28 protein-coding genes are annotated in these 26,017 nt (G+C 42.2%); 15 read left to right on the plus strand and 13 right to left on the minus strand.

Annotated elements, in window-relative coordinates; translation table 11 throughout:
- The first annotated feature begins 6 nt into the window (after window positions 1-6).
- Window positions 7-597 (plus strand): chromate efflux transporter ChrB, encoded by a 591-nt coding sequence (gene chrB, locus C6Y02_RS02525; protein ID WP_181185423.1) that lies wholly within the window; start codon window positions 7-9, stop codon window positions 595-597.
- On the plus strand, window positions 597-1,130 hold the full coding sequence (chrA, locus tag C6Y02_RS02530; RefSeq protein WP_060597737.1) for a chromate efflux transporter ChrA: 534 nt from the start codon (window positions 597-599) through the stop codon (window positions 1,128-1,130). Before chrB ends, chrA begins: the two co-directional genes overlap by 1 nt.
- A gap of 35 nt (window positions 1,131-1,165) precedes the next feature.
- Here chrA and C6Y02_RS02535 read toward each other — a convergent pair whose 3' ends face one another.
- Together C6Y02_RS02535 and C6Y02_RS19250 are read right to left on the minus strand one after the other, a co-directional pair.
- Entirely contained in the window at window positions 1,166-2,485 is a 1,320-nt protein-coding gene (locus C6Y02_RS02535; protein ID WP_066031633.1) for a UDP-glucose dehydrogenase family protein, read from the minus strand.
- 116 nt (window positions 2,486-2,601) lie between these two features.
- Window positions 2,602-2,745, minus strand: a complete 144-nt coding sequence (locus C6Y02_RS19250; protein WP_003214884.1) for a YwzD family small protein — start codon at window positions 2,743-2,745, stop codon at window positions 2,602-2,604.
- A gap of 186 nt (window positions 2,746-2,931) precedes the next feature.
- Here C6Y02_RS19250 and C6Y02_RS02540 point away from each other — a divergent pair, with 186 nt between their 5' ends.
- Both C6Y02_RS02540 and C6Y02_RS02545 read left to right on the plus strand, forming a co-directional pair.
- Entirely contained in the window at window positions 2,932-4,539 is a 1,608-nt protein-coding gene (locus tag C6Y02_RS02540; RefSeq protein ID WP_060597465.1) for an SWIM zinc finger family protein, read from the plus strand.
- On the plus strand, window positions 4,526-7,303 hold the full coding sequence (locus C6Y02_RS02545; RefSeq protein WP_106030599.1) for a DEAD/DEAH box helicase: 2,778 nt from the start codon (window positions 4,526-4,528) through the stop codon (window positions 7,301-7,303). The genes C6Y02_RS02540 and C6Y02_RS02545 overlap by 14 nt, the downstream gene beginning before the upstream one ends.
- A 70-nt stretch (window positions 7,304-7,373) precedes the next feature.
- Here the strand turns inward: C6Y02_RS02545 and ytvA are convergent, their stop codons facing one another.
- From ytvA to C6Y02_RS02560, 3 genes are all read right to left on the minus strand, one after another.
- Window positions 7,374-8,162: a YtvA family blue-light photoreceptor gene (gene ytvA, locus C6Y02_RS02550; RefSeq protein WP_034660232.1), complete on the minus strand. Its 789-nt coding sequence runs from the start codon at window positions 8,160-8,162 to the stop codon at window positions 7,374-7,376.
- 152 nt (window positions 8,163-8,314) lie between these two features.
- Entirely contained in the window at window positions 8,315-9,175 is an 861-nt protein-coding gene (locus tag C6Y02_RS02555; RefSeq protein ID WP_223256487.1) for a Cof-type HAD-IIB family hydrolase, read from the minus strand.
- Window positions 9,176-9,576: 401 nt separating this feature from the next.
- A complete protein-coding gene (locus C6Y02_RS02560; protein ID WP_106030601.1) occupies window positions 9,577-9,933 on the minus strand; it encodes a hypothetical protein in 357 nt (118 codons plus the stop codon).
- Window positions 9,934-10,050: 117 nt separating this feature from the next.
- Here C6Y02_RS02560 and C6Y02_RS02565 point away from each other — a divergent pair, with 117 nt between their 5' ends.
- Window positions 10,051-10,461 (plus strand): YwpF-like family protein, encoded by a 411-nt coding sequence (locus C6Y02_RS02565; RefSeq protein ID WP_003215215.1) that lies wholly within the window; start codon window positions 10,051-10,053, stop codon window positions 10,459-10,461.
- 27 nt (window positions 10,462-10,488) lie between these two features.
- Here the strand turns inward: C6Y02_RS02565 and mscL are convergent, their stop codons facing one another.
- Both mscL and fabZ read right to left on the minus strand, forming a co-directional pair.
- The gene (mscL, locus tag C6Y02_RS02570; protein ID WP_034660234.1) at window positions 10,489-10,884 is read right to left on the minus strand and encodes a large conductance mechanosensitive channel protein MscL; all 396 of its coding nucleotides are present in this window, start codon (window positions 10,882-10,884) and stop codon (window positions 10,489-10,491) included.
- 126 nt (window positions 10,885-11,010) lie between these two features.
- A complete protein-coding gene (fabZ, locus tag C6Y02_RS02575) occupies window positions 11,011-11,445 on the minus strand; it encodes a 3-hydroxyacyl-ACP dehydratase FabZ (RefSeq protein ID WP_012011512.1) in 435 nt (144 codons plus the stop codon).
- 218 nt (window positions 11,446-11,663) lie between these two features.
- On the opposite strand from fabZ, the gene C6Y02_RS02580 reads away from it, so the two are divergent.
- Window positions 11,664-12,719 carry a tetratricopeptide repeat protein gene (locus C6Y02_RS02580; RefSeq protein ID WP_060597469.1) on the plus strand — a complete coding sequence of 352 codons (1,056 nt, stop codon included), beginning with the start codon at window positions 11,664-11,666 and terminating at the stop codon, window positions 12,717-12,719.
- A 14-nt stretch (window positions 12,720-12,733) separates the two neighbouring features.
- On the opposite strand, the gene C6Y02_RS02585 is transcribed toward C6Y02_RS02580, so the two are convergent.
- The 4 genes from C6Y02_RS02585 to spoIIID all read right to left on the minus strand — a co-directional run bounded on the left by C6Y02_RS02585 (window position 12,734) and on the right by spoIIID (window position 16,011).
- The gene (locus C6Y02_RS02585) at window positions 12,734-13,552 is read right to left on the minus strand and encodes a flagellar hook-basal body protein (RefSeq protein ID WP_003215031.1); all 819 of its coding nucleotides are present in this window, start codon (window positions 13,550-13,552) and stop codon (window positions 12,734-12,736) included.
- Between the two features lie 30 nt (window positions 13,553-13,582).
- A complete protein-coding gene (locus tag C6Y02_RS02590) occupies window positions 13,583-14,422 on the minus strand; it encodes a flagellar hook-basal body protein (RefSeq protein WP_003215293.1) in 840 nt (279 codons plus the stop codon).
- 124 nt (window positions 14,423-14,546) lie between these two features.
- Window positions 14,547-15,548, minus strand: a complete 1,002-nt coding sequence (gene mbl, locus C6Y02_RS02595) for a cell shape-determining protein Mbl (RefSeq protein ID WP_012011515.1) — start codon at window positions 15,546-15,548, stop codon at window positions 14,547-14,549.
- A gap of 184 nt (window positions 15,549-15,732) precedes the next feature.
- Window positions 15,733-16,011 (minus strand): sporulation transcriptional regulator SpoIIID, encoded by a 279-nt coding sequence (spoIIID, locus tag C6Y02_RS02600; RefSeq protein ID WP_008343327.1) that lies wholly within the window; start codon window positions 16,009-16,011, stop codon window positions 15,733-15,735.
- 339 nt (window positions 16,012-16,350) lie between these two features.
- Between spoIIID and C6Y02_RS02605 the strand changes: the two genes are divergently transcribed.
- The 3 genes from C6Y02_RS02605 to C6Y02_RS02615 all read left to right on the plus strand — a co-directional run bounded on the left by C6Y02_RS02605 (window position 16,351) and on the right by C6Y02_RS02615 (window position 18,671).
- The gene (locus C6Y02_RS02605; RefSeq protein WP_060597470.1) at window positions 16,351-16,764 is read left to right on the plus strand and encodes a MarR family winged helix-turn-helix transcriptional regulator; all 414 of its coding nucleotides are present in this window, start codon (window positions 16,351-16,353) and stop codon (window positions 16,762-16,764) included.
- 15 nt (window positions 16,765-16,779) lie between these two features.
- Complete coding sequence (locus C6Y02_RS02610) at window positions 16,780-17,967, plus strand: MFS transporter (protein WP_060597471.1); 1,188 nt, start codon at window positions 16,780-16,782, stop codon at window positions 17,965-17,967.
- Between the two features lie 104 nt (window positions 17,968-18,071).
- Window positions 18,072-18,671 carry an undecaprenyl-diphosphatase gene (locus tag C6Y02_RS02615; protein ID WP_034660243.1) on the plus strand — a complete coding sequence of 200 codons (600 nt, stop codon included), beginning with the start codon at window positions 18,072-18,074 and terminating at the stop codon, window positions 18,669-18,671.
- Window positions 18,672-18,708: 37 nt separating this feature from the next.
- On the opposite strand, the gene C6Y02_RS02620 is transcribed toward C6Y02_RS02615, so the two are convergent.
- Window positions 18,709-20,097 (minus strand): MFS transporter, encoded by a 1,389-nt coding sequence (locus tag C6Y02_RS02620; RefSeq protein ID WP_034660246.1) that lies wholly within the window; start codon window positions 20,095-20,097, stop codon window positions 18,709-18,711.
- Between the two features lie 177 nt (window positions 20,098-20,274).
- Between C6Y02_RS02620 and C6Y02_RS02625 the strand changes: the two genes are divergently transcribed.
- The 5 genes from C6Y02_RS02625 (at window position 20,275) to C6Y02_RS02650 (ending at window position 24,399) form a co-directional block, all read left to right on the plus strand.
- Window positions 20,275-21,162, plus strand: a complete 888-nt coding sequence (locus C6Y02_RS02625; protein ID WP_106030602.1) for a transporter substrate-binding domain-containing protein — start codon at window positions 20,275-20,277, stop codon at window positions 21,160-21,162.
- Between the two features lie 40 nt (window positions 21,163-21,202).
- A complete protein-coding gene (locus C6Y02_RS02630) occupies window positions 21,203-21,880 on the plus strand; it encodes an amino acid ABC transporter permease (protein WP_078061638.1) in 678 nt (225 codons plus the stop codon).
- 10 nt (window positions 21,881-21,890) lie between these two features.
- Complete coding sequence (locus C6Y02_RS02635) at window positions 21,891-22,631, plus strand: amino acid ABC transporter ATP-binding protein (protein ID WP_106030603.1); 741 nt, start codon at window positions 21,891-21,893, stop codon at window positions 22,629-22,631.
- A gap of 193 nt (window positions 22,632-22,824) precedes the next feature.
- A complete protein-coding gene (locus C6Y02_RS02645) occupies window positions 22,825-24,033 on the plus strand; it encodes an ammonium transporter (RefSeq protein ID WP_106030604.1) in 1,209 nt (402 codons plus the stop codon).
- Window positions 24,034-24,051: 18 nt separating this feature from the next.
- Window positions 24,052-24,399, plus strand: coding sequence for a P-II family nitrogen regulator (locus tag C6Y02_RS02650; RefSeq protein ID WP_034660252.1), 348 nt, complete (start codon window positions 24,052-24,054; stop codon window positions 24,397-24,399).
- Between the two features lie 81 nt (window positions 24,400-24,480).
- Here C6Y02_RS02650 and spoIIQ read toward each other — a convergent pair whose 3' ends face one another.
- Window positions 24,481-25,377: a stage II sporulation protein SpoIIQ gene (gene spoIIQ / locus C6Y02_RS02655; protein WP_003214850.1), complete on the minus strand. Its 897-nt coding sequence runs from the start codon at window positions 25,375-25,377 to the stop codon at window positions 24,481-24,483.
- Window positions 25,378-25,493: 116 nt separating this feature from the next.
- Here spoIIQ and C6Y02_RS02660 point away from each other — a divergent pair, with 116 nt between their 5' ends.
- On the plus strand, window positions 25,494-26,003 hold the full coding sequence (locus C6Y02_RS02660; protein ID WP_189318229.1) for a GNAT family N-acetyltransferase: 510 nt from the start codon (window positions 25,494-25,496) through the stop codon (window positions 26,001-26,003).
- Window positions 26,004-26,017: the final 14 nt, after the last annotated feature.

Here is a 26,017-nt window from a genome sequence, read left to right on the forward strand (position 1 = left end):
CAGGAGTTGAAGCACTTGCAATCATATATTGAACTCATCATCGCTATGGTGCGAACCGGTATTCTCGGTTTTGGCGGAGGCCCTTCCGTCATACCGCTCATTCGCCATGAAGCGGTGGTGAAATATCAATGGATCAATGATGACGAGTTTGGAGAAACACTCGCCATCGCCAATGCATTACCAGGTCCGATCGCGACCAAAATGTCGGCATATCTCGGCTATCGATTGAAGGGCGTATCCGGCGCAATTGTCGCAACAGCTGCTCATATTTTACCAACATGTCTCGCCATGGTGGCACTCGTCACACTTGTCAGCGTCTTAAGCTCCTCACAAATCATTCAAAATATGATTGGCGCCGTGACACCAGTTATTGCCGTCCTGCTCGGGATCATGGCATACGAGTTTGGACAAAAAACGATGAAAGGCTTTGGAATGATCTTCGGTATCGCTCTATTCCTTCTTGCCTTTATCGGACTGCAGGTGCTGTCCATTCATCCAGGAATCATTGTCATCATCTTTTTATTCTATGGCGCCTTTCATTTCAAACTGAAACAACGCTGGAATCGAACAAATAAAGAGAAAGGAGTGTCTTCATGATGCTGATTCTCTTTTTATTCTGGGCATTCTTCTTGTCCAATCTATTAGGATATGGCGGAGGGCCTGCATCCATCCCGCTCAATTATGAAGAAATCGTCAATCATTTTCATTGGATGACGAACGAAGGGTTCTCCAATATGCTTGCATTAGCCAATGCACTGCCAGGACCAATTGCTACGAAGATCGCGGCATATGTAGGCTATGACGTCATGGGCTGGCCGGGCTTTATCGTGGCACTGCTTGCAACTGTACTGCCATCAGCCATTGGATTGATTTTATTGCTCAAGTTGATTGACCGCTTTCGCCAATCCCCTGTCGTAAAAGGCATGACCTTATCCGTACAGCCCGTCATTGCGATGATGATGCTTTTATTAACATGGGAAATCGGCGGAGATGCAGTGAAAGCCATCGGCTGGACGCAATCATTCGCCATTGCCGCGATCTCCTTTTTCTTTATGACCAAATTCAAAATGCACCCCGCCTTTCTCATTGTGGCTGCCTTTTTATATGGCGGATTCATTCTGCCGCATTAAAAAAACCGATAACATGGCCTGTTATCGGTTTTCTTTTACATATAAATTGGAGAAACCGGTCTGCGCCCAATCGAATGATACTCGATCCCTGCTTGTTCTGCCGCTTCAAGCGTGTGACAGTTTCGCCCATCAAAAATAAGCGGCTGTCTCATCCATTCCTTGTAGGACGTGAGCGGAAACGTCTGAATCTCCGTCCACTCTGTTAATATACAAACTGCATGGACATCCTTTATCGCTTCTTCAATCGTTTGAGCAAACAAGACTTGATCCGGCAGTTCACGAGCGGCATGACGTGTAGCAACAGGATCATAAGCCACAAGCTCCGCGCCTAATTGATGGAGTTCATGAGCGATCGGAACCGACGGCGCCTCCCTCATATCGTCTGTATTCGGTTTAAAGGACAGGCCAAGAAGCGCAATTCGCTTCCCTTCAAGATTTGCCCCCAGTCTCTCCTGAATGCTTCGGATAAAACCAGCTCGCTGCTCATTGTTTACTTTAATGACAGCCTTTAGCAGCTCAAAATCGTGGGACACATGCCCTGCGATTTGGACAAGTGCATTTGTATCCTTTGGAAAACAAGAACCTCCGTAGCCAATCCCCGCCTTGAGAAACGAAGAACCGATCCGCTGATCGAGCCCCATTCCCCGCGCAACCCATTCAACATCAGCACCTGTTTTTTCACAAATGGAAGCAATCTCATTCATAAAGCTGATTTTAGTCGCAAGAAAAGCATTTGATGCATACTTGATCATTTCGGCACTTTTTCGGTCTGTTTTGACCACTGGCAGGTGGAAATCAGCATACATCTCCTCTAGCTGGTCTAATACGGCTTTTGTTTCAGCCCCAATGACAAGCCGATCTGCCCTCAAAGTATCTGAAATGGCAGAGCCTTCCCGTAAAAATTCTGGGTTAGATGCAATAGATAACGGCTCATTCCGTCCTAATTCTTGATGTATCATCTGATCGATTTGATCACCCGTTCCGACAGGCACCGTACTTTTCACCACAAGAACCGCACCTGATTTCGCTTTTGTGCCCATCTCCTTTGCAGCCCGAAACACATACTGTAAATCAGCTTGGCCGTCTGCCTGCTGCGGGGTGCCGACCGCAATCATTAACACATCAGCCCGCGGGTAGGCTGCCGCTCCATTTATGTAAAATTGAATTCGTCCTTGCTCAAGATTGCGTTTCAGCAATTCTTTTAATCCTGGCTCATACATTGGTGGATGTCCTTGTTTCAGCTGCATGACCTTTTTCCGGTCAATATCAATACACGCCACATTGTGCCCTGCCTCCGCTAAACACACACCTGTGACCAGCCCCACATATCCACAGCCTGCAATTGCAATATTCATGACACCATCAGCTCCCCATACGCCTTATGCTTGTAATGACATCGTATGCCGGGAGCTTTCGTTCCATTCATAAAAGCATACAAAAACCCCCTGCCATCACTAGCAGGGGGTCACTTTTATGAAACAAGACCATTTCGAATATGAGCAATCAGATTTTCAAGCATTTCTTTTGTGGTGACATCATTTGAATTCTCACCAATATCATGAGCGTACATCAAAATTTTTAAAAACTCTTCTTGATTTAAACCCTTATTGTCCATGTCTGTATCCTTTCGATTCCACTAATTTCATTATTATATGCTGTATGGTTGGTTTATGCAATACTCTAATACATCATTCGACAGCTTTTGAAATTTATGACCATTTTCATGAAAAACTTTTTTATAAATCACCATTGAGCTATAATAAAAGAATTGGAATCTTTTACTTGGTTAGGAGCGGATCAAATGCTTCAGCACAACATCAACGAAGAAGAAATCAAACAAACAGCCGAACAGCTCAAAGAACTTCTTCCTGCAACAGATGAAAACAAACAACTCATCAAAAAAGCATTGATTACTTATAGACAGGACAGTGTATATCGTCTCAAGCAAGAATCTGATACGGAATGGTCAGCTTATGTACATGATGTCGTGGCAGCAAGAGTCCACCTTCATGTGCTGTTTCCTGTGAGAAGCAGCTGCTCATGTCCGGCAGATGGACTTTGTAAACACATTCTCGCTGTCTTCTTTTCGCTATACGCTCAAGTAGAGAGTGTGACCGGATTTACAGAAAATTGGTCAGAAAAGGATGAATTACAACGTAGCAAAGAATTGATTCGCCAGCACTTCCAAGTGAAGCGCCCAGACGAACAATCACTCCAAAGCTGGCTGAATTTTTTCCAAGAGGAATTTAACCTCTGGCTGAAACGGACACCAAAGCACCAGCAAACACCGCAGCATTTGTATTACGGCTATTTATCAATCCTAAAAAAACACGCACCTCATTCACCTGAATTCAAGAGTTTGTATGCGATTCATACCTCAATCGATGTGTGGTTAAGGATTCATCAATTGATCGACCTCGACCGGCTTGATGCCGAGAAGGATTTTTATTCCATGAATCCATATGTAGAACAGCTCATGAACACCATTTTCGATTCAGTGGATCACTTGAAGACATACGCCCTTTCCTTTTCCCTCGATCCGTTTCTTGAAAACACACCAACTGCCGTTCGGGCACTTCTTCAAATAAACGGACCTTTCCAGCATGAACGAGTAGCGGTCTTTATGGAGATTTGGGGCACCATATTAAATAGAGGGAAATGGGTTAAAAAAGAAACAGAATTACTGAAGAACGCTCAGCAGCAAGAACAAACGGTTGAACGTACCATCGGGCTGATGCACATGGATTATTTACAGAAAGAAGACGAAAGCCTCTTTCAGCAATTACAGCTGCTCAATGCAGATATGCTGCCAAATGTGCTCAATTGGCTGAAGGATCTCACAAACCGCAAGGACTGGAAGCGGCTCAAGCTCTGGTATCATGAGATCACCTATATTTTAGAGGAATATTGCCAGCTCGACCTTTCCTATAGAGAACTGCGAGGAGCCGTCAGTGATTTCTTCTTTTATTTAGACGCATACTTTAAGCAGACGAAGGATCATCATTTATATGAACGCTACCTCCAAATCTGCATGCCCTATGCGTTTACTGAATATAGTCAGCTATTATATGCACAGCAGCGTTATGCAGAATGGATTGAGATTCACAGCCTTGTTGGTTTCTCCATCAGTGAACTGGAGAAGGATCTGATCAAACAAATTGCAAAAGAGGAGCCTGAAGCGCTCATTCCATCGTACCACCGTGAAATCTCACTGCTTCTCGATCAAAAGAATCGAAGTGCTTATCGAGAATCTGTGAAAATGCTAAAAAAACTACGCACCCTTTATCATAAAACGAAAAAAACCGCGATTTGGGAAAGATATGTCAAGCAGCTGCAGGATTCAACGAAACGGCTGCGTGCGTTCCAAGAGGAAATGAAGAAAGGAAAATTAATTGATGACACGCCATAAACAAATTGTCATTCATGCAGAACAAACAGAAGATTTCTCTTTCACCATTTCAGCGCAAGCAGAGGACGGACACCCTGTTCCACTTAATGAAATGAAGAGGCAGCTTTTCCAATGGCACGCATCGTCTTTTTACGGAACATTTTTAGAAGATGTGAGCTTTATTGGCACACCTGCCTTCCTGTTAAGCCCTTGGATGACCGTTGAATTGTTAGGAAAAAATTCATTTAATACCTTTAGTCATGTGACATTAACGGATGAAACGGAACCACTGATGAAGACAGCCTCCACCATTTACGAATTCATCGAGGACGAAGATTTCATTCCCGATTACGAGGCGTGGACAGAAGGTGTGCTTCGGTTTAAAGACAAAGAAGGACTATTAGATGGCTATACGGCTGATTGGTTCTCCTTTGCCGTACAGGATTACATTCAATATGATGATGCCTTGCAGCACAAATGGAACCGCATGACAGCACAATCGCCTGCGCTCTCATCCTTCCAAGGACACTTTTTAGATGAGCAGGATTTCTTGGAGACGATTGGCTGGATTGATGACGAGACGCCTTTCACTGTCGGCTTGCGCTTAAATGAACCGGATTTCGACGGAGATGATTGGAAAATCGAATTGTTTTTGCGTGATAAGAAAAACAGCGACCTTCACTTTTTTGAGGGTATCCGTTCATTGAAAAGGTCTTGGCATCCGTATCAAGATAAAATCTCAAGAGAGCTGGAGCGATTCAGTCAAATTGTACCTTGGCTCTCTTTCACATCTGGCACCACGCTCATGTCAGAAGACGAAGCATGGCTCTTCCTGTCTGAAGCAAGTGAAACACTTGTGAATATGGGCATTGAGATCCTGCTCCCATCGTGGTGGCAAATCGTCAAAGAAAGCACCATGATGCTAAAAGCAAGGATTTCCTCTACCCCGCGAGGCGAGTCGCATGTCGGAATGGATGCCTTGATGGACTTTAATTGGCGCTTTGCTACAAACGGCATCGAGCTGACAGAAGATGAGTTCAACGAGCTTGTCCAAAGTAAACGGCGCCTTGTCAACATTCGAGGGCAATGGATCAAAATCGATCCAACCTTCATCCAGCAAATGAAAAAATGGATGGAGCGCGCCGAAAATGAAGGGCTGCACATGTCTGATATTTTGTCACGCGAGCTGGCAGATCAAGAAGCATCCTCTGAATCGATACCAGAACTGCTAGACAGCTCAGCATTTGCACATATTCAATTTGAACTTTCGTCTCAATTAAGAGGACTTGTCCATCAGTTAAATGATACGCATGAGCTGCCTTCCTACGAAATGAGTGAGTCCTTCAAAGGCACACTAAGGCCGTATCAGCAGCATGGTGTCAACTGGCTGTTATTTTTAAGATCTCATGGATTCGGGGCTTGTTTAGCAGATGATATGGGCCTTGGAAAAACGATTCAAATGATTGCGTATTTCACATATCTGAAAGAGCAGAAGCAAAATGCCGCTCCATCTCTCATCATTGCGCCGACCTCTGTTTTAGGAAACTGGCAGCGAGAGCTTGAAACCTTCGCACCACATTTGAATGTCGCTCTGCATTACGGGCCATCGCGCCCTCAAGGGGAACACTTTACAAAGGCATACGAGTCAACAGATATTGTCCTGACGTCTTATGGACTCTCACATTCTGATCGTGATGAATTAACGTCAGCAAAGTGGGATACGATTTGTTTAGACGAAGCCCAAAACATCAAAAACGCCCATACGAAACAATCGAGAGCGATCAGACAGCTCAAAGGGCAGCATCACATTGCCCTTAGCGGGACACCTATGGAAAACCGTTTGACAGAGCTTTGGTCCATTTTCGACTTCGTCAACAAAGGATATCTCGGCAGCCTGACGAGCTTTCATAAGAAGTTCGTCCTGCCGATTGAAAAAGACCGTGATGAAAAAAGAATTGAACAGCTGCAGCAGCTGATAAAGCCCTTCCTATTAAGAAGAACAAAGCAAGATGAAGAGGTCGCCCTGAACCTGCCTGAGAAACTCGAAGAAAAAGAATTCATTCCGCTATCCGCTGAGCAGGCTTCTTTATATGAACAGCTCGTGAAGGATACATTCGAACACATGGCTTCGTTAACAGGAATGCAGCGGAAAGCCATTATTTTAAGTATGCTCGGCAGACTCAAACAGATTTGCGATCACCCGGCTCTCTATTTAAAAGAGAGTGGAACAGATGTGAAACTGCTGAAACGTTCATTAAAAATGGATAAACTCGCAGAGCTGTTAAAAGCAATACATGAGCAAGGAGAAAGCTGCCTCATCTTTACGCAGTATATTGGAATGGGGAACATGATCAAGCAGCTGGCGGAAAAGATGTTTGGAGAACCAGTTCAATTTTTAAATGGCAGTCTGTCAAAACAGGAGCGGGATAAAATGGTGGATCGCTTCCAGAAGAAAGAATTCAACATCTTAATTCTCTCTTTAAAAGCAGGAGGAACAGGACTTAACCTAACTGCCGCAAACCATGTCATTCACTACGACAGATGGTGGAATCCTGCTGTGGAAAACCAAGCGACAGACCGTGCTTATCGGATCGGACAAAAACGATTTGTTCACGTCCATAAGATGATCACAACGGGCACGATTGAGGAAAAAATCGATCAAATGCTCGAAACAAAACAAACGTTAAATGATCAAATTATCCAAAGTGAAAGTTGGATTACTGAGCTATCGACGAACGAACTAGAAGATTTATTCACATTAAGTGCGGCCGCTCAATCATCTTAATCCCAGCAAAAAGAGGACTTTTCTCAAACATGATGAAAAGTCCTCTTTTTTCATTTCATATGAACATAGGTTAAATGTGCAGCTTTTTCAATGCAGATTTCACGTTCATATACGTATTCAATTCACGGAAGTCCTCTCTCATTTCTCCCATTTTCATCGCAAGATTCGGTTTAATTCCTGTCACAATGAGTTCAGTACCAGTCATTAAAATTAAATCGTTCAGCTTAAAAATTGCATCTGCCACAAATGAATCCACTTCTAATAAACCAGACAGATCGACAATAAAATAATCGTCCTTGGATTGAGAGATATAGGTGGAGACTGTTGAGATAATTTTATGAAATCTTGGCGCTGTTAACGTACCAATGATCGGTAACACAGAAATACCATCTTTCACAGGAACAATTGGAACAGAAATATTCAGCACTTCATCAATCGATTGCTCAAGAAGCTCCTGCTGTTCCTTCTCTTTCGTGACATCTTTTTGCAGACCAACGAAATAAAGACGTTTTCCTTCATTTTCGTCAATCCAAAGAGGAGCCACACTTAGCTCATTCCAAAACATCTGTCCAGATTTTTTATAATTTTTCAGCTGAACAGTGACAGCTTCTTTGTTCTCAATAGCTGTTCTAATTTGATTGAGAGCGATTTGCTCGGTTTCATTTCCTTGAAGGAAACGACAATTTTTCCCCAATACCTCGGGTTCTTGATAGCCTGTCATATCTAAAAAGCCCTTGTTCACATATATTAAAGGATTATCAGGTAAAGACGGGTCCGTCACCGTCAGGCCAACCTGAGTATAATCTAAGGCTTCCTTGATTAAATGCAGATTTTCGGACTTATAAGATTCCAGCGCCATTCGTTTACTCTCCTTAATTTCTTACAAGCGGGTTATGTTCATAATTAAATTATATGATGTTCCACATCAGGTGTAAATAGAAGTAGTTCTGAATTCCTCTTTTGTAGAATGCGCTTTATCCTATGTGATTTATACAACGACATCCGATTCATCTATTTCAAAAGGTGTCGAATCATATGCGCCACACCATGTTCATCATTTGTTAACGTGACATGATCAGCGATTTCCTTCATATCCTGTCTCGCATTGCCCATCGCAACCCCAACACCAGCTGCTAGAAGCATCGATTCGTCATTTAAACTGTCTCCTACAGCCGCTGTCTGGCTTAAAGGAATACCAAGTCGTTCTGCCAGCCTTGTTAATGCCTGCCCTTTAGATGCTTCCTTTGAACCAATTTCAAAGTTATGATCGGCTGAACTAACCATTGTGACATCTGAATCATCACCAAACATATCCCATCCTGCCTTCAATCTGTCTTCAAAGAAAGAGAAACCTAAGATATTGTAGAATGAAAGCTTTCGATCCTCACGGAACAATTCTTTATATGTATCAATATAAGAAAAACCTGACTGACTGTATTGAACTTCTGCCGCTTGTTTTAAAATATTTCGATCCGTTTTTGGATTAGCACTTTTTAAGCGGTCCATTTCAATCGCAAGAAGCTCTCTGCCGCGATTCGGTGTGAAAATGGCTTCGTTTGTAAAAACTTCATAATAATAGTCACGTTCTTCAAGCCATGACAATATATGTTTGGCCTTTTCTTCGTGTAAAACAGCTGAATGGTACACTTGTCCAGCCGGATCATGAATCACAGCTCCATTGGCACTAATCACCCATGTATTCATACCAAGCTGATCAAAAATAGACCTCACATCAAAATACGCTCTTCCTGTTGAAACGACAACTTCCATTCCATTCGCCACTGCTTCCTTTAATGCCTGCTCATTTTCCCGACTCACTTTGTGTTCACTGTTCAATAAAGTTCCGTCTAAATCCGTTGCGATCAATTGAATGTTTGTCATCGTTCTCTCCTTTTTGTCTCCATTTTCGGCTATCATACTGCTGATAAAATCCATCATCATTATGAAATGAGTATCCACTATTTGCAAGAGGTGATCGGTTTATCAGTGAATAAAAGGGTACCCGGCCATGCTACATGACCGGATACACACAAGGGGATTTACAGGGGACACATGACCTATACAAAGAAGCTATGGTTCTATTACGCAGTGTTCTTATGCACAAGGCAGCGTCTATCAGCTTTAGCTAGAGGGGGGCTGTCAGATGCTAGACGTTACCTTTTGTTTCAGACCGTACCTCCTTTCCTTTCAACTGCCCTTAGTCTACTGAGAAAGGTCGTATGTGACAAAACATGAAAATGACAAAATGATCTCTCAAATTCTCTATTTCCTCTTTAATTTCTGTTTTTTACCGCTTGAGTATAAAACATCATCTTGTTTTGTTTGATGAAAAACTTATTTTTCATAAATTGATAAAAAACGTCTGAATGAATCCAATTACTAGAAGGCATGTGAATATAATCAGAACCGTCCCACGCAAACCAATAAAAACAAAGCTGTCCGTCATGAATCGACAATTGAAATTCAAAGCAGTCCATTTGATCCTCGGTGACGTATTGAAACGTGAGTGACTCGCCTTCTTCCATGTACACATCACAAAATGAAAGAATGTCTCCCCACGAATAAACGCGAATTGTGCTCTTTGCCTTCTCCTCGCCAATATGTATGTTTCGCAATTGATAGGACTCCATAAAACATCTCCTTTCACTCATATGCAGCTCGTTCTAAGCAGGCAGCGGTTTCATTTATAAAGATGTTGTATGCTATAATAATACTTACGAATAATGAACGCTTGTGAGGTGATAAATATGAAAACCTTTAGGCTGATTGATTTAAAAATCGAACTTGATCCAAAGCAAGATAAAATGTCCAGCATTCCCCTTCGTGACGGTTTAATCATTAATAAAGAAGATGGTGAAAATCACTGGATGATCGAGGCACTCATTCCAAAGAAACATAGACAGGTGTTTGAGGTGCTTTTTCAGCAGCACACTGAAGTGAAGATTCTTGTGACGATCACAAAAGAAAACAACCGCCCTGTTCATCTATCTGTCCAAGTCAAAAACATTGTTGCTTTAGAAGAAAACATTTCTGTGCTGCTCGATGGTAAAATGATTACAAACCGTTACAGAACAGAAACCGAAGAAGTACTAAAAGACCTCGTCAAAGAGGGGCTTTCCGGAGAAAAACTGCTGGATGCATTTAAACAAAACACATAAAAAAGAGCGGGATTAGCCGCTCTTTTTCTATTGCACATCTTTCGATTGGCTTTGATTTTTCAATAGATCTCTAATTTCAGTTAGTAAAACTTCCGTTTGATCCGGCGTTTCTACAACCTCTTCTTCCTCTACCTTTTTCCGTTTTAATTTATTCAAATAACGAATAAAGATAAAAATGGAAAACGAGATAATCAAGAAATCAATCACTGTTTGAATGAAGCTCCCATATAAAATTTGAGCAGATCCGATCTTAATAGATAGACTGCTAAAATCATGTCCCCCAATAATAATACCGACGAGCGGCATGATCAAATCATTCACAAGAGAAGTGACAATTTTGCCAAATGCTCCCCCAATGATGACACCTACAGCCAAGTCAATTACATTTCCCTTGACTGCAAATTCTCTAAATTCTTTCAGCATCTTTTATCACCTTCATCTTTTTTTGTCTAATATGACGTTTTTTTGTCAAAAATGCAAGTCCTGATCCGTTCAGGCTGGTCGTTTCCATATAAAAAGCGATTCATCCTTGATGAACCGCCAGGCAAATCATGATACTTTAGGACCGATAGAAAATGTTAGTTCTGCTTCACATGCAACTTCGCCATCTACTGTAGCTACTGCTTTTCCTTTTGCAACCGGACCTCGGAGACGCGTCACTTCAACCTCTAAACGAAGCTGATCGCCAGGCTTCACCTGTCTTTTGAAACGGCAGCCGTCAATTCCTGCAAACAAACCAATTTTCCCTTTGTTTTCTTCTTTACCTAACATAATCACCCCAAACACCTGTGCAAGTGCTTCTACAATAAGCACACCCGGCATGACTGGGTATCCTGGGAAATGACCATTAAAAAATTCTTCGTTCACTGTGACATTTTTAATCCCAACCGCTCTTTTCTCTCCCTCAACCTCTAAAATACGGTCGACCAATAAGAATGGATAACGGTGTGGAATAATGTCTTGAATTTGCTGAGCATCAAGCATATCTTGATCTCTCCTTTTTTCTATATCGATGATCTTCATTTGATTCCTATAGAAGTATATTATGAATGCTCGTATTTTTCAACGTCCGCTCTGCATATATGGTAAAAAATAGAATATATCATTACCTATTGTCATCAAATATAATCCACACTACACTCATTGTTTTTTCACAAATATGGTAATATATATTACATCATTGATTGAATAAGAGGGTAAAAATGAATTTTATGAGTGATAAATCCATTAAAAAACTTCTCCATTCGTGGTATACAATGCTGAAGCATCGACATTTTTCGAAGGCTGAAGAAATCAAAACAACTCTATTAAAGCATAAACGTAAAATATCAAAAAAACAGGAACTCTATTTACATTATCAGCTGATGCTTTTTCGCCATCAGCTCTGGATGAATCAGACAGAGGACCTAGAAAAAATCAAACATGAACTGATGCAGCACAAAGATGATATGAACGAAGAACTGGCCTATTACTTTTACTTCTTTCTAGGGCTCTACGAAGCTTTAAACAGCGATCAAAATGATGCGATCTACTATCTCGAAAAGGCGGAAGAACGCCTGTCATTCCTTAACGATGAGCTGGAGGAAGCAGAGTTCCATTTCCGAACAAGTGGTGTTTATTATAACAACCGCTATTCGTTGTTATCAATTCGTCATGTTCAAAAAGCCATGGATATCTTTGCAAAGCATGGGGATGATCATAGCCTCTATCGTTGTAAAATTGTGCTCGGCCTTAATTATAGCGATCAAAAAAAATATGAGGAAGCAGAAGCTATTTTTATTGAGATCATCGAATACGTGAAAATCATTGATGATCAAGAATTGCTCGGTATCGTTTATTATGACGCTGGCTTTATTCAGTCGAGACAAAATCGTCACAAGAAAGCGCTGGAATACTTTAAAAAAGCACTTCGTCTCCCAGCATACCGGAAGTCCGCACACTCCTATATATCGTGCCTCTACGAAACGGTGCGTTCTTGTTATAAAGAAAATTTAACCGATGAAGGAATGAAGTATATTCAAAAAGGATTAAAAGAAGCCGTTGTTTCTCAGTTTGATATTTTAAGAATCAAGTTCCAAATCTTATTTCTTCTCTACAGCCAAACGCCAAAGGCAGATGAGCAGATCGCAAGGCTCGTCACATGTCTTGAACGAAAAGAAGCTTGGATTGATCTTGAGGATCTGCTTGCCGATGTCTCAGATTTTTATAAAAAAAAGGGCGACTTTGAGCGAGCCGCCTTTTTTATCATGAGAGGCTGATGTCAACCTGCTCATTATCGAATTGTATTCACTAATCCAAGCATCTGATCACCCATCGTAATCGTTCTTGAGTTCATCTGATAGGAGCGCTGTGTTGTCATGAGATCTGTTAATTCTTTAGACATGTCCACATTCGACGTTTCAAGTGCACCTTGCTGAAGTTGAATCGCTTGGCGGTTTGCTCCATTTAGTGCCGTTAATGCACCTTGATAAGTACCGTCAACTGAGAACAAATTATCTCCTTCAGAGACAAGTGCTGAAGAGTTATTGACTTGTACAACACCTAGATTCACTTGCTGATTCGGTTGATTATCTCTTGAAATGGCTGTCAGACGTCCATTTTTATCAATTGAAATATCACGGAAATTCGCATTTAAGACGATTTCATTTCCGTTTTCATCAAGAATCGGATGGCCTTCGCTAGTGACAAGCTGCACTTGATTACGATTATTGCCTGGCTGTAAGTAAAGAGAACCATCTCTTGTATAACGGATATTACCGCCGACATTGACCTGCATATACTGAGATGGCGCTCCAAATGCAACATCAAGATCACGGCCTGTTTCTTTAATCGAGCCTTGCAGCGAGTTAATGGACGCATTGACCATCGTACCCGTACCAAGCCTTAGTCCATCAGGTGTCAGACGACTGTTTGCCACCTGCGCATTTTTTTCATCCACCTGGTTGAACTGTTGTCTGATCAGCTCTGAGAAACGGGTATTTTTCGCACGGTACCCTGTTGTTTCACTGTTCGCGATGTTATTACTGATAATATCAAGCTGCTTTTGCACTTCGTTCATTGATACAGCTGCATTGATCATCGTTCTAAGCATGAGAATCCTCCTTTCTTTGTCATTTCTTGATTAGTACACTCTGCCAATTTCATTTACTGCTTTTTCTAAGCTTTTATCATACGCCTGAACCACTTTTTGGTTTGTTTCAAATGCTCGATAGGCGGTTGTCATTTCTGTATATGATTTTGTCACATCCACGTTCGACAGCTCCGATACACCTTGACTTAACGTATAGGACATTTGACCGTTATTGACTGCGCTTGGCAGGGGCTGGTTATCAGCTGTACGGTATAAATCATTTCCTTCTCTCGCTAAGTTCCTTGTATCCATCGCAACACGTACATCAATTTGCCCGAGATTTTGTCCATTTTCACTCACAGTTCCATCTGCGTTCACTTTGAAATTCTCACTCTGAACCGTGATTGGCTGACCTGTCACAGAAAGAAGGGCACGCCCATTGATAGTCAACTGATTTTGTGCGTTCATTGTAATTGAGCTGCTTTTCGTATAACGAACGCCTTCTGGGGTATTGACCGCATAAAAGAGCGCTGATTTCTGATTGGTCTCCGGATTGATCGGCACATTATTTTCGACTAGTGCTACATCCGTTGTTTGATCTGTTGTTTTTAAAGTTCCTTGTGTAAATTGAGGGATTAGTTCCTGCATATATGTTCCCGTATTAATGCCGCCAATCGGCGTTTGCTGCGGAACACTAAAACCTTTTCCTGAGGAAGTTTGAAAACGTCCTGACTCCATTCGGCTTAGCAGCATTTCTGGAAATGCCCGCATGGTCCCCTCATCCGCTTTATATCCTGGCGTATTCGCATTTGCGATATTATTTGAAAGCATTTCTGTCCGCCGCTCTTGAGCGATCATGGCAGATGTTGCGGTGTATAGTCCTTTTAACACGTGCTCACCTCATTAAAATTCTTTCACATGACCTAAACACAATCTTCTATGAAATATATCGGCATATTTGCAGGGTTCTTTAATAAAAATCCCCCATTCTTTCGAAAAAGAATGAGGGACATCATTAGCTGAGTTTACGCTTTGGCAGCTTGTCCATATTATCAAGCATGACGCCAGTACCAACAGCTACACAATCCATCGGATTCTCGGCAACGAAAACTGGTACTTTCAGCTCTTCTGCAAGCAATTGATCAAGCCCGTTTAGAAGAGCTCCGCCACCTGTAATGATGACGCCGCGATCAATAATATCAGCTGATAATTCAGGCGGTGTTCTCTCAAGAACTTGCTTCGCAGCCTGAACAATCGCAGATACAGATTCACGCAATGCTTCTTCTACTTCTTTGCTTGTGACGGTAATCGTTCTTGGTAATCCTGTCACCATGTCTCGTCCACGAATTGAAATCTCTTCGTGACGTGCGTCTGGGAATACCGTTGCAACTTGGATCTTAATATCCTCAGCCGTGCGTTCACCGATCAACAGCTTGTACTCTTTTTTAATGTAGTTGAGAATTTCCAGATCAAATTTGTCTCCAGCCATTTTAATAGAAGAGGCGGTTACAATGTCACCCATTGAGATGACAGCGATATCTGTCGTTCCGCCTCCAATATCTACGACCATGTTTCCACTTGGCTGAAAAATATCCATACCAGCACCAATAGCTGCTACTTTTGGCTCTTCTTCAAGAAATACATGCTTACCGCCGCTTTTTTCAGCAGCTTCTTTGATCGCCTTCTGCTCAACAGATGTAATGTTTGTCGGGCAGCAGATGAGCATACGCGGCTTAGAGAACAGCCCTTTCACATTTAATGAATTAATAAAATGCTTGAGCATCGCTTCAGTTACTTCAAAATCAGCGATTACGCCATCTTTTAATGGACGAATCGCAACAATATTCCCAGGCGTACGTCCAACCATACGTCTAGCCTCTTCTCCAACAGCCAAAACTTTCCCGCTGTTTTTGTCAAGAGCTACAACAGATGGTTCATTTAACACAATTCCTTTTCCTTTGACATGAATCAGTACATTGGCAGTACCAAGATCAATTCCAATATCCCTAGCAAACATCTATATATATCCTCCTTGAAAATCTGTTTCCATAGCAAATACCACATTCTGCCCTAATTATATATTCTATCATAATTTGCAGAAAAAAAGATATTTCTTTACAAAAGTCTTTACAAAATTTGTGGTTAGAAACTACCGATATGAGGAAGATATATATGTCATGTTTATGAACAAAGAACTAAGCTTACTGTTTCACAGGCTCGCCTTCTAAAATTTCTTCTTTTTTATACTTTAATTTAGTGGCTTCTCCTCCTCGCAAGTGGCGGATTGATTTATGATAATCCAGTATCTCCTTCACTTCATTAGCCAGATCTGGATTAATTTCTGGCAGTCTTTCTGTTAGATCCTTGTGTACAGTACTTTTAGAGACTCCAAATTCTTTCGCAATTACACGAACGGTTTTCTTTGTCTCCACGATATACTTTCCTATCTTGATTGTTCGCTCTTTGATGTAATCGTGCACACCACTCGACCTCCCTAAAATGGATGTGAGAAGTGTGAAATGAGATCCGTATCAATATTATCCATTTTCAGGGGCGCTTGTTCGTCTTAATTTCTCATCCATTAGGTAGTAAATGCCAAACACGATCCCTCACCTCAAACACTCTCTTTGTCAGGTTTGTAACAGTGTATTAGCATTGCATAGGGAATATGCTAAAAATGAAGATGGGACAAGGGATTTATCAGAAAATGCAATCATTTCGAGTGGCGAAAATTTTCACTTTACAAGAATGGGTCGAGCACGTAAAATAGGAAAGGTGATTTTATTTACCTAGCTAAATATTTAAAAAAAGGTGAGCATATGGATACGTTAAATAGAGAGTGTTTACATCAAATACACCAAAGCGCCAGGTTGCTGTCTAAAAAGGCGAACGAAGCGCTTGTTGCTTATGACTTGTACATGTCCCAATGGACTGTACTTTTTTGTTTGGATACATTCGGCCCGAAAACCCAAAAAGACATTTGGACATATTTGAACGTCGAAGCCCCAACCATTACCCGAACCGTAACCCGTCTAGAAGCTAATGGCTGGGTGAAACGTGTACAAGGAAAAGACAAACGTGAAAATCTGATCGTGATGACAGATGATGCTAAGGCCCGATTTGAAGAAATCAAACGTACGATGGAACAATTTGAAGAAGAATGTCTTTCAGATTTCACCCACGAAGAAAAACAACTCCTCCATACACTTTTACACAAATTATCAACTGAATAGGAAGTGACATACATCATGAACGAACGCATTTGGACAAGAGACTTTATCATGATTGTCCTGGTGAATTTATTTACGTTCACCTCTTTTTATGCCCTTTTGACCTTGCTGCCTATTTACACAATGGATGAACTAAATGGAACAGAATCACAGGGTGGCCTTCTTGTGACGGTTTTCTTATTGTCTGCTATTGTGACAAGACCGTTTTCTGGAGCCATTATTGAGAAATTCGGCAAAAAACGGATGGCGATTTTCTCGTCAACGGCATTTGCCTTACTCACTTATTTATACATTCCGATTGATCAATTCCATACGCTTCTCATGCTGCGTTTCGTGCAGGGCATCTTTTTTAGCATTTTGACGACAGTAGCCAGTGCCATTGCGGCAGATATGATTCCAAAACATAAACGCGGGGAAGGACTCGGCTACTTTGTCATGTCCATGAACCTTGCTGTGGTTATCGGTCCATTTATTGCATTGAATCAAGTAGGAAAAGTAGGATTCCATTCCTTATTCCTTCTCTTTTCCATTATCGTTACCATCGGTGCCGCTTTTACGATGCTGATCAGACAGCCAGAGCTTGAAGATGGGGGTAGTGTCGTCTTTCGATTTACTTTTTCTCATCTGTTTGAAAAAGGTGCATTAAAAACAGCGGCAGTCGGCATCATTATTTCCTTCTGTTATTCGCCGATCATTTCATTTATTTCAGTCTATGCCAATTCCCTTCACTTGATGGGGGCAAGCAGTTATTTCTTTATTGTGTTTGCGGCAGCCATGCTTGGATCACGTCCTTTTACAGGCAGACTTTTTGACCGAGTAGGACCTCACATTGTGATCTATCCTTCGATCGCTCTTTTTGCGATTGGTTTATGGATGCTGACAGCTACACATTCAGCTACAATGCTTCTTTTATCAGGTGGTGTCATTGGACTTGGCTATGGATCGCTAGTACCATGTTTACAAACACTTGCCATTCAGCACTCACCAGCTCACCGTACAGGCTATGCGACGGCTACTTTCTTCACTTTATATGATACGGGGATTGCTGCTGGCTCATTTGTATTTGGTCTTCTTGTCAGCTTCACCGACTTTTCAAATGTATATCTCATTGCAGGTATTGTTGTCTTGCTCAGTATGATTGTTTTTTATTGGAGCGAACGAAAGCCCCAAGAAGCAAAAGCACAGAAGGTCTCCCTATCAGAATAGGATACTATTTTAAACTTCATCGGAAACATGCTAAAATATAGGATATTTCAAATAGACGATTATTTGAAAAATAGTTGGCATTAAGCGAAGGTATAGGTGATGTTTTGAATTACGAATTGTTTAAAGTCATACACGGGATGGCTCATCATTCTGAGTTTTTAGATCAGGCCATGATTTTCATTACGAAAAAGGCCATTCTTGTGTATGCCCTTGTCTTATTGATTTGCTGGTTTTTAGGTAATCACAAATTTAAGAAGCATGTCTTCTTTTCGGGTGTAACGGGTATCGCGGCACTTATCGTCAATTTTGCGATTACACTGTTTCATTATGAGGAGCGGCCGTTTGTGGCGCATAAAGTCGACACACTCATTCCGCACTCAGCAGACGCTTCCTTCCCAAGTGACCATACAACAGGTGCACTGGCTCTTTCACTTGCCATTCGATCTCGTAATAAAAAGCTTGGCAACATCTTGCTCGTCTTTGGATTACTCACAGGATTCTCCCGCATCTGGGTCGGTCACCATTATCCATTAGATGTCTTAGGCAGCTTAGTCGTATCGATCGTGGTTGTCTTTATCATGAATAAATTATGGAAGTTCTTTGACTCTCCAATTGACCGCATTGTCACTTTCTATGAGACAATTGTAGGGAAAATATTCAGAAGGAAGCAAAAGGATCAGGGCTCTGACCTGTCTAACTCTTAAGCGGCTTGCGATAATGTGATGAAGAATCTTCTTCCACTTATCGCGCCGCTTTTTTTATTGGCTGTCCTCCTCTGACCTTGTTCGAAAAATAAAGACTGACACCGATGCCGGTAAGGGAAATCATGATCAACGTCCAGCCTAACTGCTCAAAATGAGGACCAGCAATTTCATCCCCAAACAGCATACCGAGGACAGCAGACGACAGAATGGAACCAAGGTAACGGCATGTTTGAAAAAGCCCAGAGGACGTGCCAATCATATGCTGAGGACTTGCCTTGAGCATCGCAGCTTGCAGCGCAACATTCCCAATCCCGTAACTCAGTCCAAGCAGCGCTAGAACCACCCCTTTTCCCCATAATGGTGCCGGAATAAAAAAGAAGGTCATCGCAGACGCTCCAGCCAGCATCAATACCGCACTGGCTAATACTGGATGACGTTCATCCCCGCGATCCACCCACTTTCCTGTTAGCGGCGACACAATGATGCTCACCCCAGACATGCACAGCATAAAAAGACCCGTCATTTCCACACGCCAGCCTAATTCATCCTGGAAATAGCTCGGCAAACCAAAGAAAAGACAATAGAAAAATATATTTAAAATGATAAATTGCACATACACAAGTGACAGCCGCTGCTCCTGTCTGAACATTCGAATTTGAATAAACGGTTCATCCACCTGATACTCCCACCAGATAAAAGCGCCTGCACTCACGAGACAAAGAATCCCCTGTACATATTGAATCCCATCACCTAGTGATAATAAAAACGAAAGCAGAAGGACAATACAAACTGTAAAAAGAAGCATCCCTGGCAAATCGAGCTTCCGTACCGTTTCACCTATACGAAGCTTTCTCTTTTTCTGCTCCTTTGGAAACAAAGTTAGTCCAAGAAAGAAGCTGATCAAAATAAAAGGCAGGTTCACTAAAAAGATAGCCGGCCAGCCGCCGATTGTCATCAAAAAGCCGCCAAGCGTCGGTCCAAGTGCCGTCATCGCCGAAGCAAAAATGGACAATACCGCTAACGCCGAAGCCTGCTTTTCCTGAATATGATCCCGAATGAGTCCGACACCAGAAGGATAAATGGCACTGCTCCCAATCGCCTGCAGCAGCCGGATCACAATCAGCACTGCAAACGTTGGGGCAAACGGCGCACAGATGGCTGACACCGCCACAAGACCTAGCCCGAATAAAAATAATGTTCTCCGGCTCATCACATGATCCCCAATCCGGCCGCTCACCGGCTGCGTCACCGCACTTGCTAAATAAAAAGACGAAATAAGCCAAGATACAGTCGTAAATGACAAACCGAATTCATGCTGAATTTGATGCAAGGCCAAAGAAATCATCGAGGAATTCAGTGGATTTAACATCGTTCCAAAGGCAATAGCAGTTAAAAAAACCTTTCGGCTGTCTCTCCACTTGTTCATACACCGACCCCCTTTTTGTGATCTGGCATGTTTTTTGCCAATCCTTCCGTTATTATGATATTCATTTCCCTTTTTTACCCTAATCAATTCAAGTTCTCTCTCGGAAAAGCAAGACATACATTTTAAAAAGGGCGAGTGTTGGAAAAACACATATAAAATTGAGAATATGAGGAACAAATGGTAAGATGCTACACATATTTAAAAGCCTACTTTCTCCTTATATGGAGAACGGCTGAAAAGGAGGAGAAGCTTATTATTAAAAAAAGACGGTTTTGGGTCCCAGCCCTTTTCTCGGTTGCAGTATTACTTCTGTCTTCGTGTGGTTCAAATGAAACAAATGGGAACGGAGATAAACGTAATTCTACAGCGAAAGGGTCGCCAATTTTGGAGGATGGAAAATTTATATTTGCAGCATCAGGTGAATTTCACCCGTTTAGTTACATGGATGGAAATCAGATGTCAGGCTTTGATATCGATGTAGGCAATGCGATTAGTGACAAACTAGGCCTCGAGCCTATACAGAAAAAATATAAATTCGCAGGCATCGTCGAAGGTGTGAAAGCAGGAAAATTTGATGCGGCAGTTGCAAGTCATACCATCAATGAGGAACGAAAAAAACACGTCCTTTTATCTAAGCCCTATTACTACTCTGGTCCGCAAATTTTCACAAGACCTGGAGCAGACATTCAACATGCTGATGACTTAAAAGACAAAGAAATCGCTGTATCAAAAGGCTCGTCCTACGCTGATATTGCAAAGGAACATAGCGGGCAGGAACCAAAATATTACGACAGTGATGTAGTCGCTTTAGAAGCACTGGCCAACGGAAAACACGATGCAGTCGTGACGGATTTCGCCACAGGTGCGGAAGCCATGAAGAAAAAATTAAAAATCGAAGCGCAGGAAAGACTCGGACAAAGTGAGCAGGCAATCGCTGTATCTAAAGAAAATGAACAGCTCATAAAAGAGATCAACGATGCGATTGACGCACTAAAAAAAGACGGAACATTAAGACAAATTAGCGAGAAATACTTTGACGAAGACATCACGGTCAAACAAAATTAAAACCACGATTGTGCGCCTTTCTTAGGCGCACTTTCTTCAAATGGAGATGATTGTTTTGCCTACTCTATCACATTTTTTTCAGACGCTGATTGATTCTAGAGGTATTTTTTTAGAAGGAATGCTGCTCACCTTACAGCTCACTGTGATCAGCATCTTCATCGGCATGTTCATCGGACTCTTCTTTGCTTTATTGAAAATATCACGCGTGGCTGTCTTCGGTTATATCGCCAACGCCTATATCTTCCTTGTACGCGGAACACCACTGATTGTTCAAATTTTCATCCTATATTTTGGACTGACCGAATTAAATATCCCCGACTTCTGGGCTGCTTCCATTGCGCTCGCCTTTCATAATGGAGCATATATAGCAGAAATATTCAGAGGCGCCATCCAATCGATCGATCAGGGGCAAAAAGAGGCAGGACGCTCTCTTGGCATGGGACGTTTCCTAACAATGAGACGCATCATTCTCCCGCAAGCAATGCGGCGCGCACTCCCCCCTCTTGGCAACCAGTTCATTATCGGCTTAAAAGATTCATCACTCGCCGCCTTTATCAGCGTCAATGAACTATTTAACGTCGCCACGACCCAAGGCTCAAACAGCTTTGACAATATGACCTATTTACTTGTTGTAGCCGTCTATTACTTAGTTCTTGTCTTGCTATTAACATTTGCTGTCCAAACCTTTGAGAAGAAATTATCAGTCAGTGACCATTAGGAGGAGAAACATGACAGAATCAAAGGAACTCATTCGTGTTGAAAAACTCAATAAACACTTCGGAGAACTGCATGTTTTAAAGGATATCGATCTCACTGTTTATGAAAATGATGTGGTCGTCTTAATTGGAGCCAGTGGCTCTGGAAAAAGCACCTTGCTCCGCTGTATGAACTTTTTAGAAATCAAAAATGATGGAGAAATCATCATTGATGGCAGCCCTGTTCACCCAAAACGCGATCAATTAAACGAGATGCGGCAAAAAATAGGCATGGTGTTTCAGCATTTTAATCTCTTCCCGCATAAAACTGTGCTTGAAAACATCATCGAAGCGCCTGTCATGGTGAGAAAAACAAAAAAGGCTCAAGCTGTATCAGAAGCCAACGTCCTGTTGAAAAAGGTCGGACTTGCGGATAAGGCCAACGTATATCCTTCTAAATTATCAGGTGGTCAAAAGCAGCGTGTGGCCATTGCAAGAGCTCTCGCCATGAAGCCAGATGTCATGTTATTTGACGAACCTACGTCGGCCCTCGATCCAGAGCTTGTAGGCGAGGTACTGCAAACAATGAAAAGTCTCGCAAAAGAAGGCATGACGATGGTCATTGTCACACATGAAATGGGCTTTGCGAAAGAAGTCGCCGATCGTGTCGTCTATATGCACGAAGGCCGCATCGTCGAAGAAGGCATCCCATCAGAATTGTTCGATTCTCCTCAAGAGGAACGAACCAAGCTGTTTCTCAGCTCCATTTTATAGGTCAAACGCCCTTTATCTTTGGTGCTCAATGCACGTTTTTTCTCTTTTTTTACGAACTTTTCATCCATTTATATTGAATATAACCAAAAACTATGTAAGATTAACTTACACGGTTATGTTATATATGACTTTTCTCTCTATAATGAAGAATTAAGAAATCAATTAATTCTGAATGATTCAGGGGGAATGCAGCATGCAAATGGGTGATACAGTATTTATGTTCTTCTGCGCACTACTCGTGTGGTTAATGACACCGGGTTTAGCCTTATTCTACGGAGGACTCGTGAGAAGTAAAAACGTCTTAAGCACAACCATGCACAGCTTAACTTCACTAGCAATCGTCTCCATCGTATGGATCATGTTTGGCTATTCCTTGGCTTTTGCGCCAGGCAATGCATGGATCGGAGGCTTAGACTGGATTGGACTAAAAGGCGTTGGCTTTGAACCTGGTTCCTACAGTGAGACCATTCCACATTCATTGTTCATGATGTTCCAAATGACCTTTGCCGTCTTAACAACAGCCATCATCTCAGGTGCCTTTGCTGAACGAATTCGCTACTCAGCGGTCGTCGTGTTTACACTCCTTTGGGTCACATTTGTATACGCGCCAGTCGCACACTGGGTATGGGGCGGCGGTTGGATTGGCGAAATGGGTGCACTTGACTTCGCTGGAGGAAACGTGGTTCACATTTCATCTGGTGTTGCGGGTCTAGTCGTGGCGATTGTGCTCGGGAAGCGTAAAGAAGCAGCAAACTCTTCTCCTCATAATTTGATCTACACCCTTCTTGGCGGAGCTGTCATTTGGTTTGGATGGTTTGGCTTTAACGTTGGAAGTGCCCTTACATTAGACAGTGTCGCGATGTATGCCTTTATTAGCACTAATACAGCTGCTGCTGCAGGAATCATCGGCTGGCTGTTAGTAGAGTGGATGATCAACAAAAAGCCGACCATGCTCGGCGCGATTTCTGGAGCCATCGCAGGTCTTGTCGCGATTACACCTGCCGCAGGTTTTGTCACCCCATTTGCTTCTATTATCATCGGAATCATCGGCGGAATCGTCTGTTTCTGGGGAGTCTTCTCACTCAAAGCCAAATTTGGCTATGATGATGCACTGGATGCATTCGGGCTTCACGGAATTGGCGGGACTTGGGGAGGTATTGCAACTGGATTTTTCGCAACAACCTCTGTCAATGACGGCGGAGCCAATGGCTTATTTTACGGAGATGCCAGCTTACTTTGGAAGCAAGTAGTCGCTATTGTTGCCACCTACGCCTTTGTAGCCGTTGTGACATACGTGATCATCAAAGTGGTCAATCTCTTCTTCAAGATTCGTGCAACCGAAGAAGAAGAATCAGTGGGCCTTGATTTAACCATGCACGGTGAAAAAGCCTATCAAGATTAAAGAAAAAGGGGTGTCTCGATGAGCAAAATGTATAAAGTGGAGATTGTCACACGTCCAGCCAATTTTGAAACATTAAAGGTGGAGCTTGGAAAGATTGGTGTCACCTCAATTACCTTTTCGAATGTGCACGGCTGCGGCCTACAAAAGGGACATACAGAGCTATACCGCGGCGTCAAAAAGGAAAGCAATGTGTACGAACGATTAAAGATTGAAATCGTCCTAAGCAAAGTACCTGTCGAACTGGTCGTAGAAACAGCTCAAAAGGTACTTCGTACAGGCGAACCAGGGGATGGGAAAATTTTTATATATGAGATAGAAAATACAATCAACATTCGGACAGGTGAAGAAGGGCCTGCCGCCCTATAAACCATCCTCCGCCAAGTGCGGAGGATTTTTTTAAGACAGAAAAAAACCTCTGCATAATTCATACACAGAGGTTGCAAGGCTTTAAGATTGTTTTGTTTCTTCAGATTGACTGCTGTCTTTAGAGGAATCAGAAGACTTTTCTTGATCAGAGGATTTCCCCTTCTCATCAGACTTTTCTTCAGATTTTTCTCCAGCAGGCTCTTTGGCCTTATCTTCAGCAGCAGGTTCCTTCGTTTTTTCATCAGCTTTTGGCTGAGCAGGTTCTTTTGCTTCTTCCGTCACTTCTTGCGCGGCCTTTTCAATAGTCGAAACAGGCTTGTCAATGAAGCTAAGTGGATTAAGCGCTAAACCTTCCATACGAATTTCAAAATGCACATGGTTGCCGCTTTCAGCACCATAAAGATTTTTACCAGAAGCACCGATGACATCATTCTGCTTCACTTCATCGCCTTCTTTGACACTCACTTGTGACAACGATTGATAAACAGTCGATAATCCATCTTCATGTTCAATTTCAACGACGTGACCGAGAACTGGATCTTTTTTCGCTTGAACCACTGTTCCACTAAGAGCAGCTGTGACATCAAACACTTTGCCATCTTTATCTGCAAGATCAATACCTTTGCTCAAGGTATAGGTGTTATTATAGTTTACAAGTGCTGCTTCTTTTTCTTTTTGATCAGCATCTGCTTCATAGAACTTTTTCACGACAGAAACATTATCAGAATTCTGGACCGGCATTGCAACATTTTCAATTGGCTTTCCAACTTCAACGGCATCATCACGCTGTTCTTGCCCTGTTTGATTTCCATCAGATAGTTGGTCTTTCACATCTTTTGATACAGCTTGGTACCAAAGAACGGCTGTTAACACGACCGCTGCGCTGACCAAGTAAATAGCAGGGAATACCCAGCGCTTACGGAAAAATTGCTGAACTTTTGTGATTTTGGAAGTACGTTTCTTTTCTTCCTCTCTCATTTTTCATCACCTCAGCAACATTCTGAACACTTTTCAAAAAATATATACACACGAAATCATTTTTCTTTTTATTTTGCGCAATCGCACCAATAATATGTATGATGAATGAAAAAAAGATGGGGGACTTTATTGTGAAAACTTTCAACCGCATAGCAACAGAAGATGATCTCAAAGCGATCGTTGATATTTACAATTCAACCATTGCTTCAAGAGAAGTAACCGCCGACACAGAACCAGTTTCAGTTGAAGACCGCCGGCAATGGTTTTTGAATCATACAGAGAAAAGACCTCTCTATGTGAAAACAGATGAGGATGGACATATCTACGGCTGGCTCAGCTTTGAAACGTTTTACGGAAGACCTGCATACAACGGGACCGTTGAAATGAGTATTTACTTAAACCAAGACGATCGAGGGAAAGGCTTAGGGTCACTTTTCTTACAAGAGGCCATTGAGTTGGCACCTTCATTAGGCATTCGAACGTTACTTGCCTTTATTTTCGGGCACAACGAAGCCAGCATTCGATTATTTAAAAAGCACGGCTTTGAGACATGGGGTCACCTGCCACGTATCGCAGAAATGGACGGCAGCAGGTACGATTTAGATATTCTAGGAAAAGAATTATAAAACGAGCGTCTCTC

This window comes from Bacillus sp. NMCC4, from assembly GCF_002998555.1.
GTDB lineage: Bacteria > Bacillota > Bacilli > Bacillales > Bacillaceae > Bacillus.

What these genes read in the sequence shown, in the direction of transcription:
- chrA (WP_060597737.1), top strand. Translation starts at nt 597, where the DNA reads ATGCTGATTCTCTTTTTATTCTGGGCATTCTTCTTGTCCAATCTATTA.
- C6Y02_RS02535 (WP_066031633.1), bottom strand. Translation starts at nt 2,485, where the DNA reads ATGAATATTGCAATTGCAGGCTGTGGATATGTGGGGCTGGTCACAGGT.
- C6Y02_RS19250 (WP_003214884.1), bottom strand. Translation starts at nt 2,745, where the DNA reads ATGGACAATAAGGGTTTAAATCAAGAAGAGTTTTTAAAAATTTTGATG.
- C6Y02_RS02540 (WP_060597465.1), top strand. Translation starts at nt 2,932, where the DNA reads ATGCTTCAGCACAACATCAACGAAGAAGAAATCAAACAAACAGCCGAA.
- C6Y02_RS02545 (WP_106030599.1), top strand. Translation starts at nt 4,526, where the DNA reads ATGACACGCCATAAACAAATTGTCATTCATGCAGAACAAACAGAAGAT.
- ytvA (WP_034660232.1), bottom strand. Translation starts at nt 8,162, where the DNA reads ATGGCGCTGGAATCTTATAAGTCCGAAAATCTGCATTTAATCAAGGAA.
- C6Y02_RS02560 (WP_106030601.1), bottom strand. Translation starts at nt 9,933, where the DNA reads ATGGAGTCCTATCAATTGCGAAACATACATATTGGCGAGGAGAAGGCA.
- C6Y02_RS02565 (WP_003215215.1), top strand. Translation starts at nt 10,051, where the DNA reads ATGAAAACCTTTAGGCTGATTGATTTAAAAATCGAACTTGATCCAAAG.
- mscL (WP_034660234.1), bottom strand. Translation starts at nt 10,884, where the DNA reads ATGCTGAAAGAATTTAGAGAATTTGCAGTCAAGGGAAATGTAATTGAC.
- fabZ (WP_012011512.1), bottom strand. Translation starts at nt 11,445, where the DNA reads ATGCTTGATGCTCAGCAAATTCAAGACATTATTCCACACCGTTATCCA.
- C6Y02_RS02580 (WP_060597469.1), top strand. Translation starts at nt 11,664, where the DNA reads ATGAATTTTATGAGTGATAAATCCATTAAAAAACTTCTCCATTCGTGG.
- C6Y02_RS02585 (WP_003215031.1), bottom strand. Translation starts at nt 13,552, where the DNA reads ATGCTTAGAACGATGATCAATGCAGCTGTATCAATGAACGAAGTGCAA.
- mbl (WP_012011515.1), bottom strand. Translation starts at nt 15,548, where the DNA reads ATGTTTGCTAGGGATATTGGAATTGATCTTGGTACTGCCAATGTACTG.
- C6Y02_RS02605 (WP_060597470.1), top strand. Translation starts at nt 16,351, where the DNA reads ATGGATACGTTAAATAGAGAGTGTTTACATCAAATACACCAAAGCGCC.
- C6Y02_RS02610 (WP_060597471.1), top strand. Translation starts at nt 16,780, where the DNA reads ATGAACGAACGCATTTGGACAAGAGACTTTATCATGATTGTCCTGGTG.
- C6Y02_RS02620 (WP_034660246.1), bottom strand. Translation starts at nt 20,097, where the DNA reads ATGAACAAGTGGAGAGACAGCCGAAAGGTTTTTTTAACTGCTATTGCC.
- C6Y02_RS02625 (WP_106030602.1), top strand. Translation starts at nt 20,275, where the DNA reads ATGGTAAGATGCTACACATATTTAAAAGCCTACTTTCTCCTTATATGG.
- C6Y02_RS02630 (WP_078061638.1), top strand. Translation starts at nt 21,203, where the DNA reads ATGGAGATGATTGTTTTGCCTACTCTATCACATTTTTTTCAGACGCTG.
- C6Y02_RS02635 (WP_106030603.1), top strand. Translation starts at nt 21,891, where the DNA reads ATGACAGAATCAAAGGAACTCATTCGTGTTGAAAAACTCAATAAACAC.
- C6Y02_RS02645 (WP_106030604.1), top strand. Translation starts at nt 22,825, where the DNA reads ATGCAAATGGGTGATACAGTATTTATGTTCTTCTGCGCACTACTCGTG.
- C6Y02_RS02650 (WP_034660252.1), top strand. Translation starts at nt 24,052, where the DNA reads ATGAGCAAAATGTATAAAGTGGAGATTGTCACACGTCCAGCCAATTTT.
- spoIIQ (WP_003214850.1), bottom strand. Translation starts at nt 25,377, where the DNA reads ATGAGAGAGGAAGAAAAGAAACGTACTTCCAAAATCACAAAAGTTCAG.
- C6Y02_RS02660 (WP_189318229.1), top strand. Translation starts at nt 25,494, where the DNA reads ATGGGGGACTTTATTGTGAAAACTTTCAACCGCATAGCAACAGAAGAT.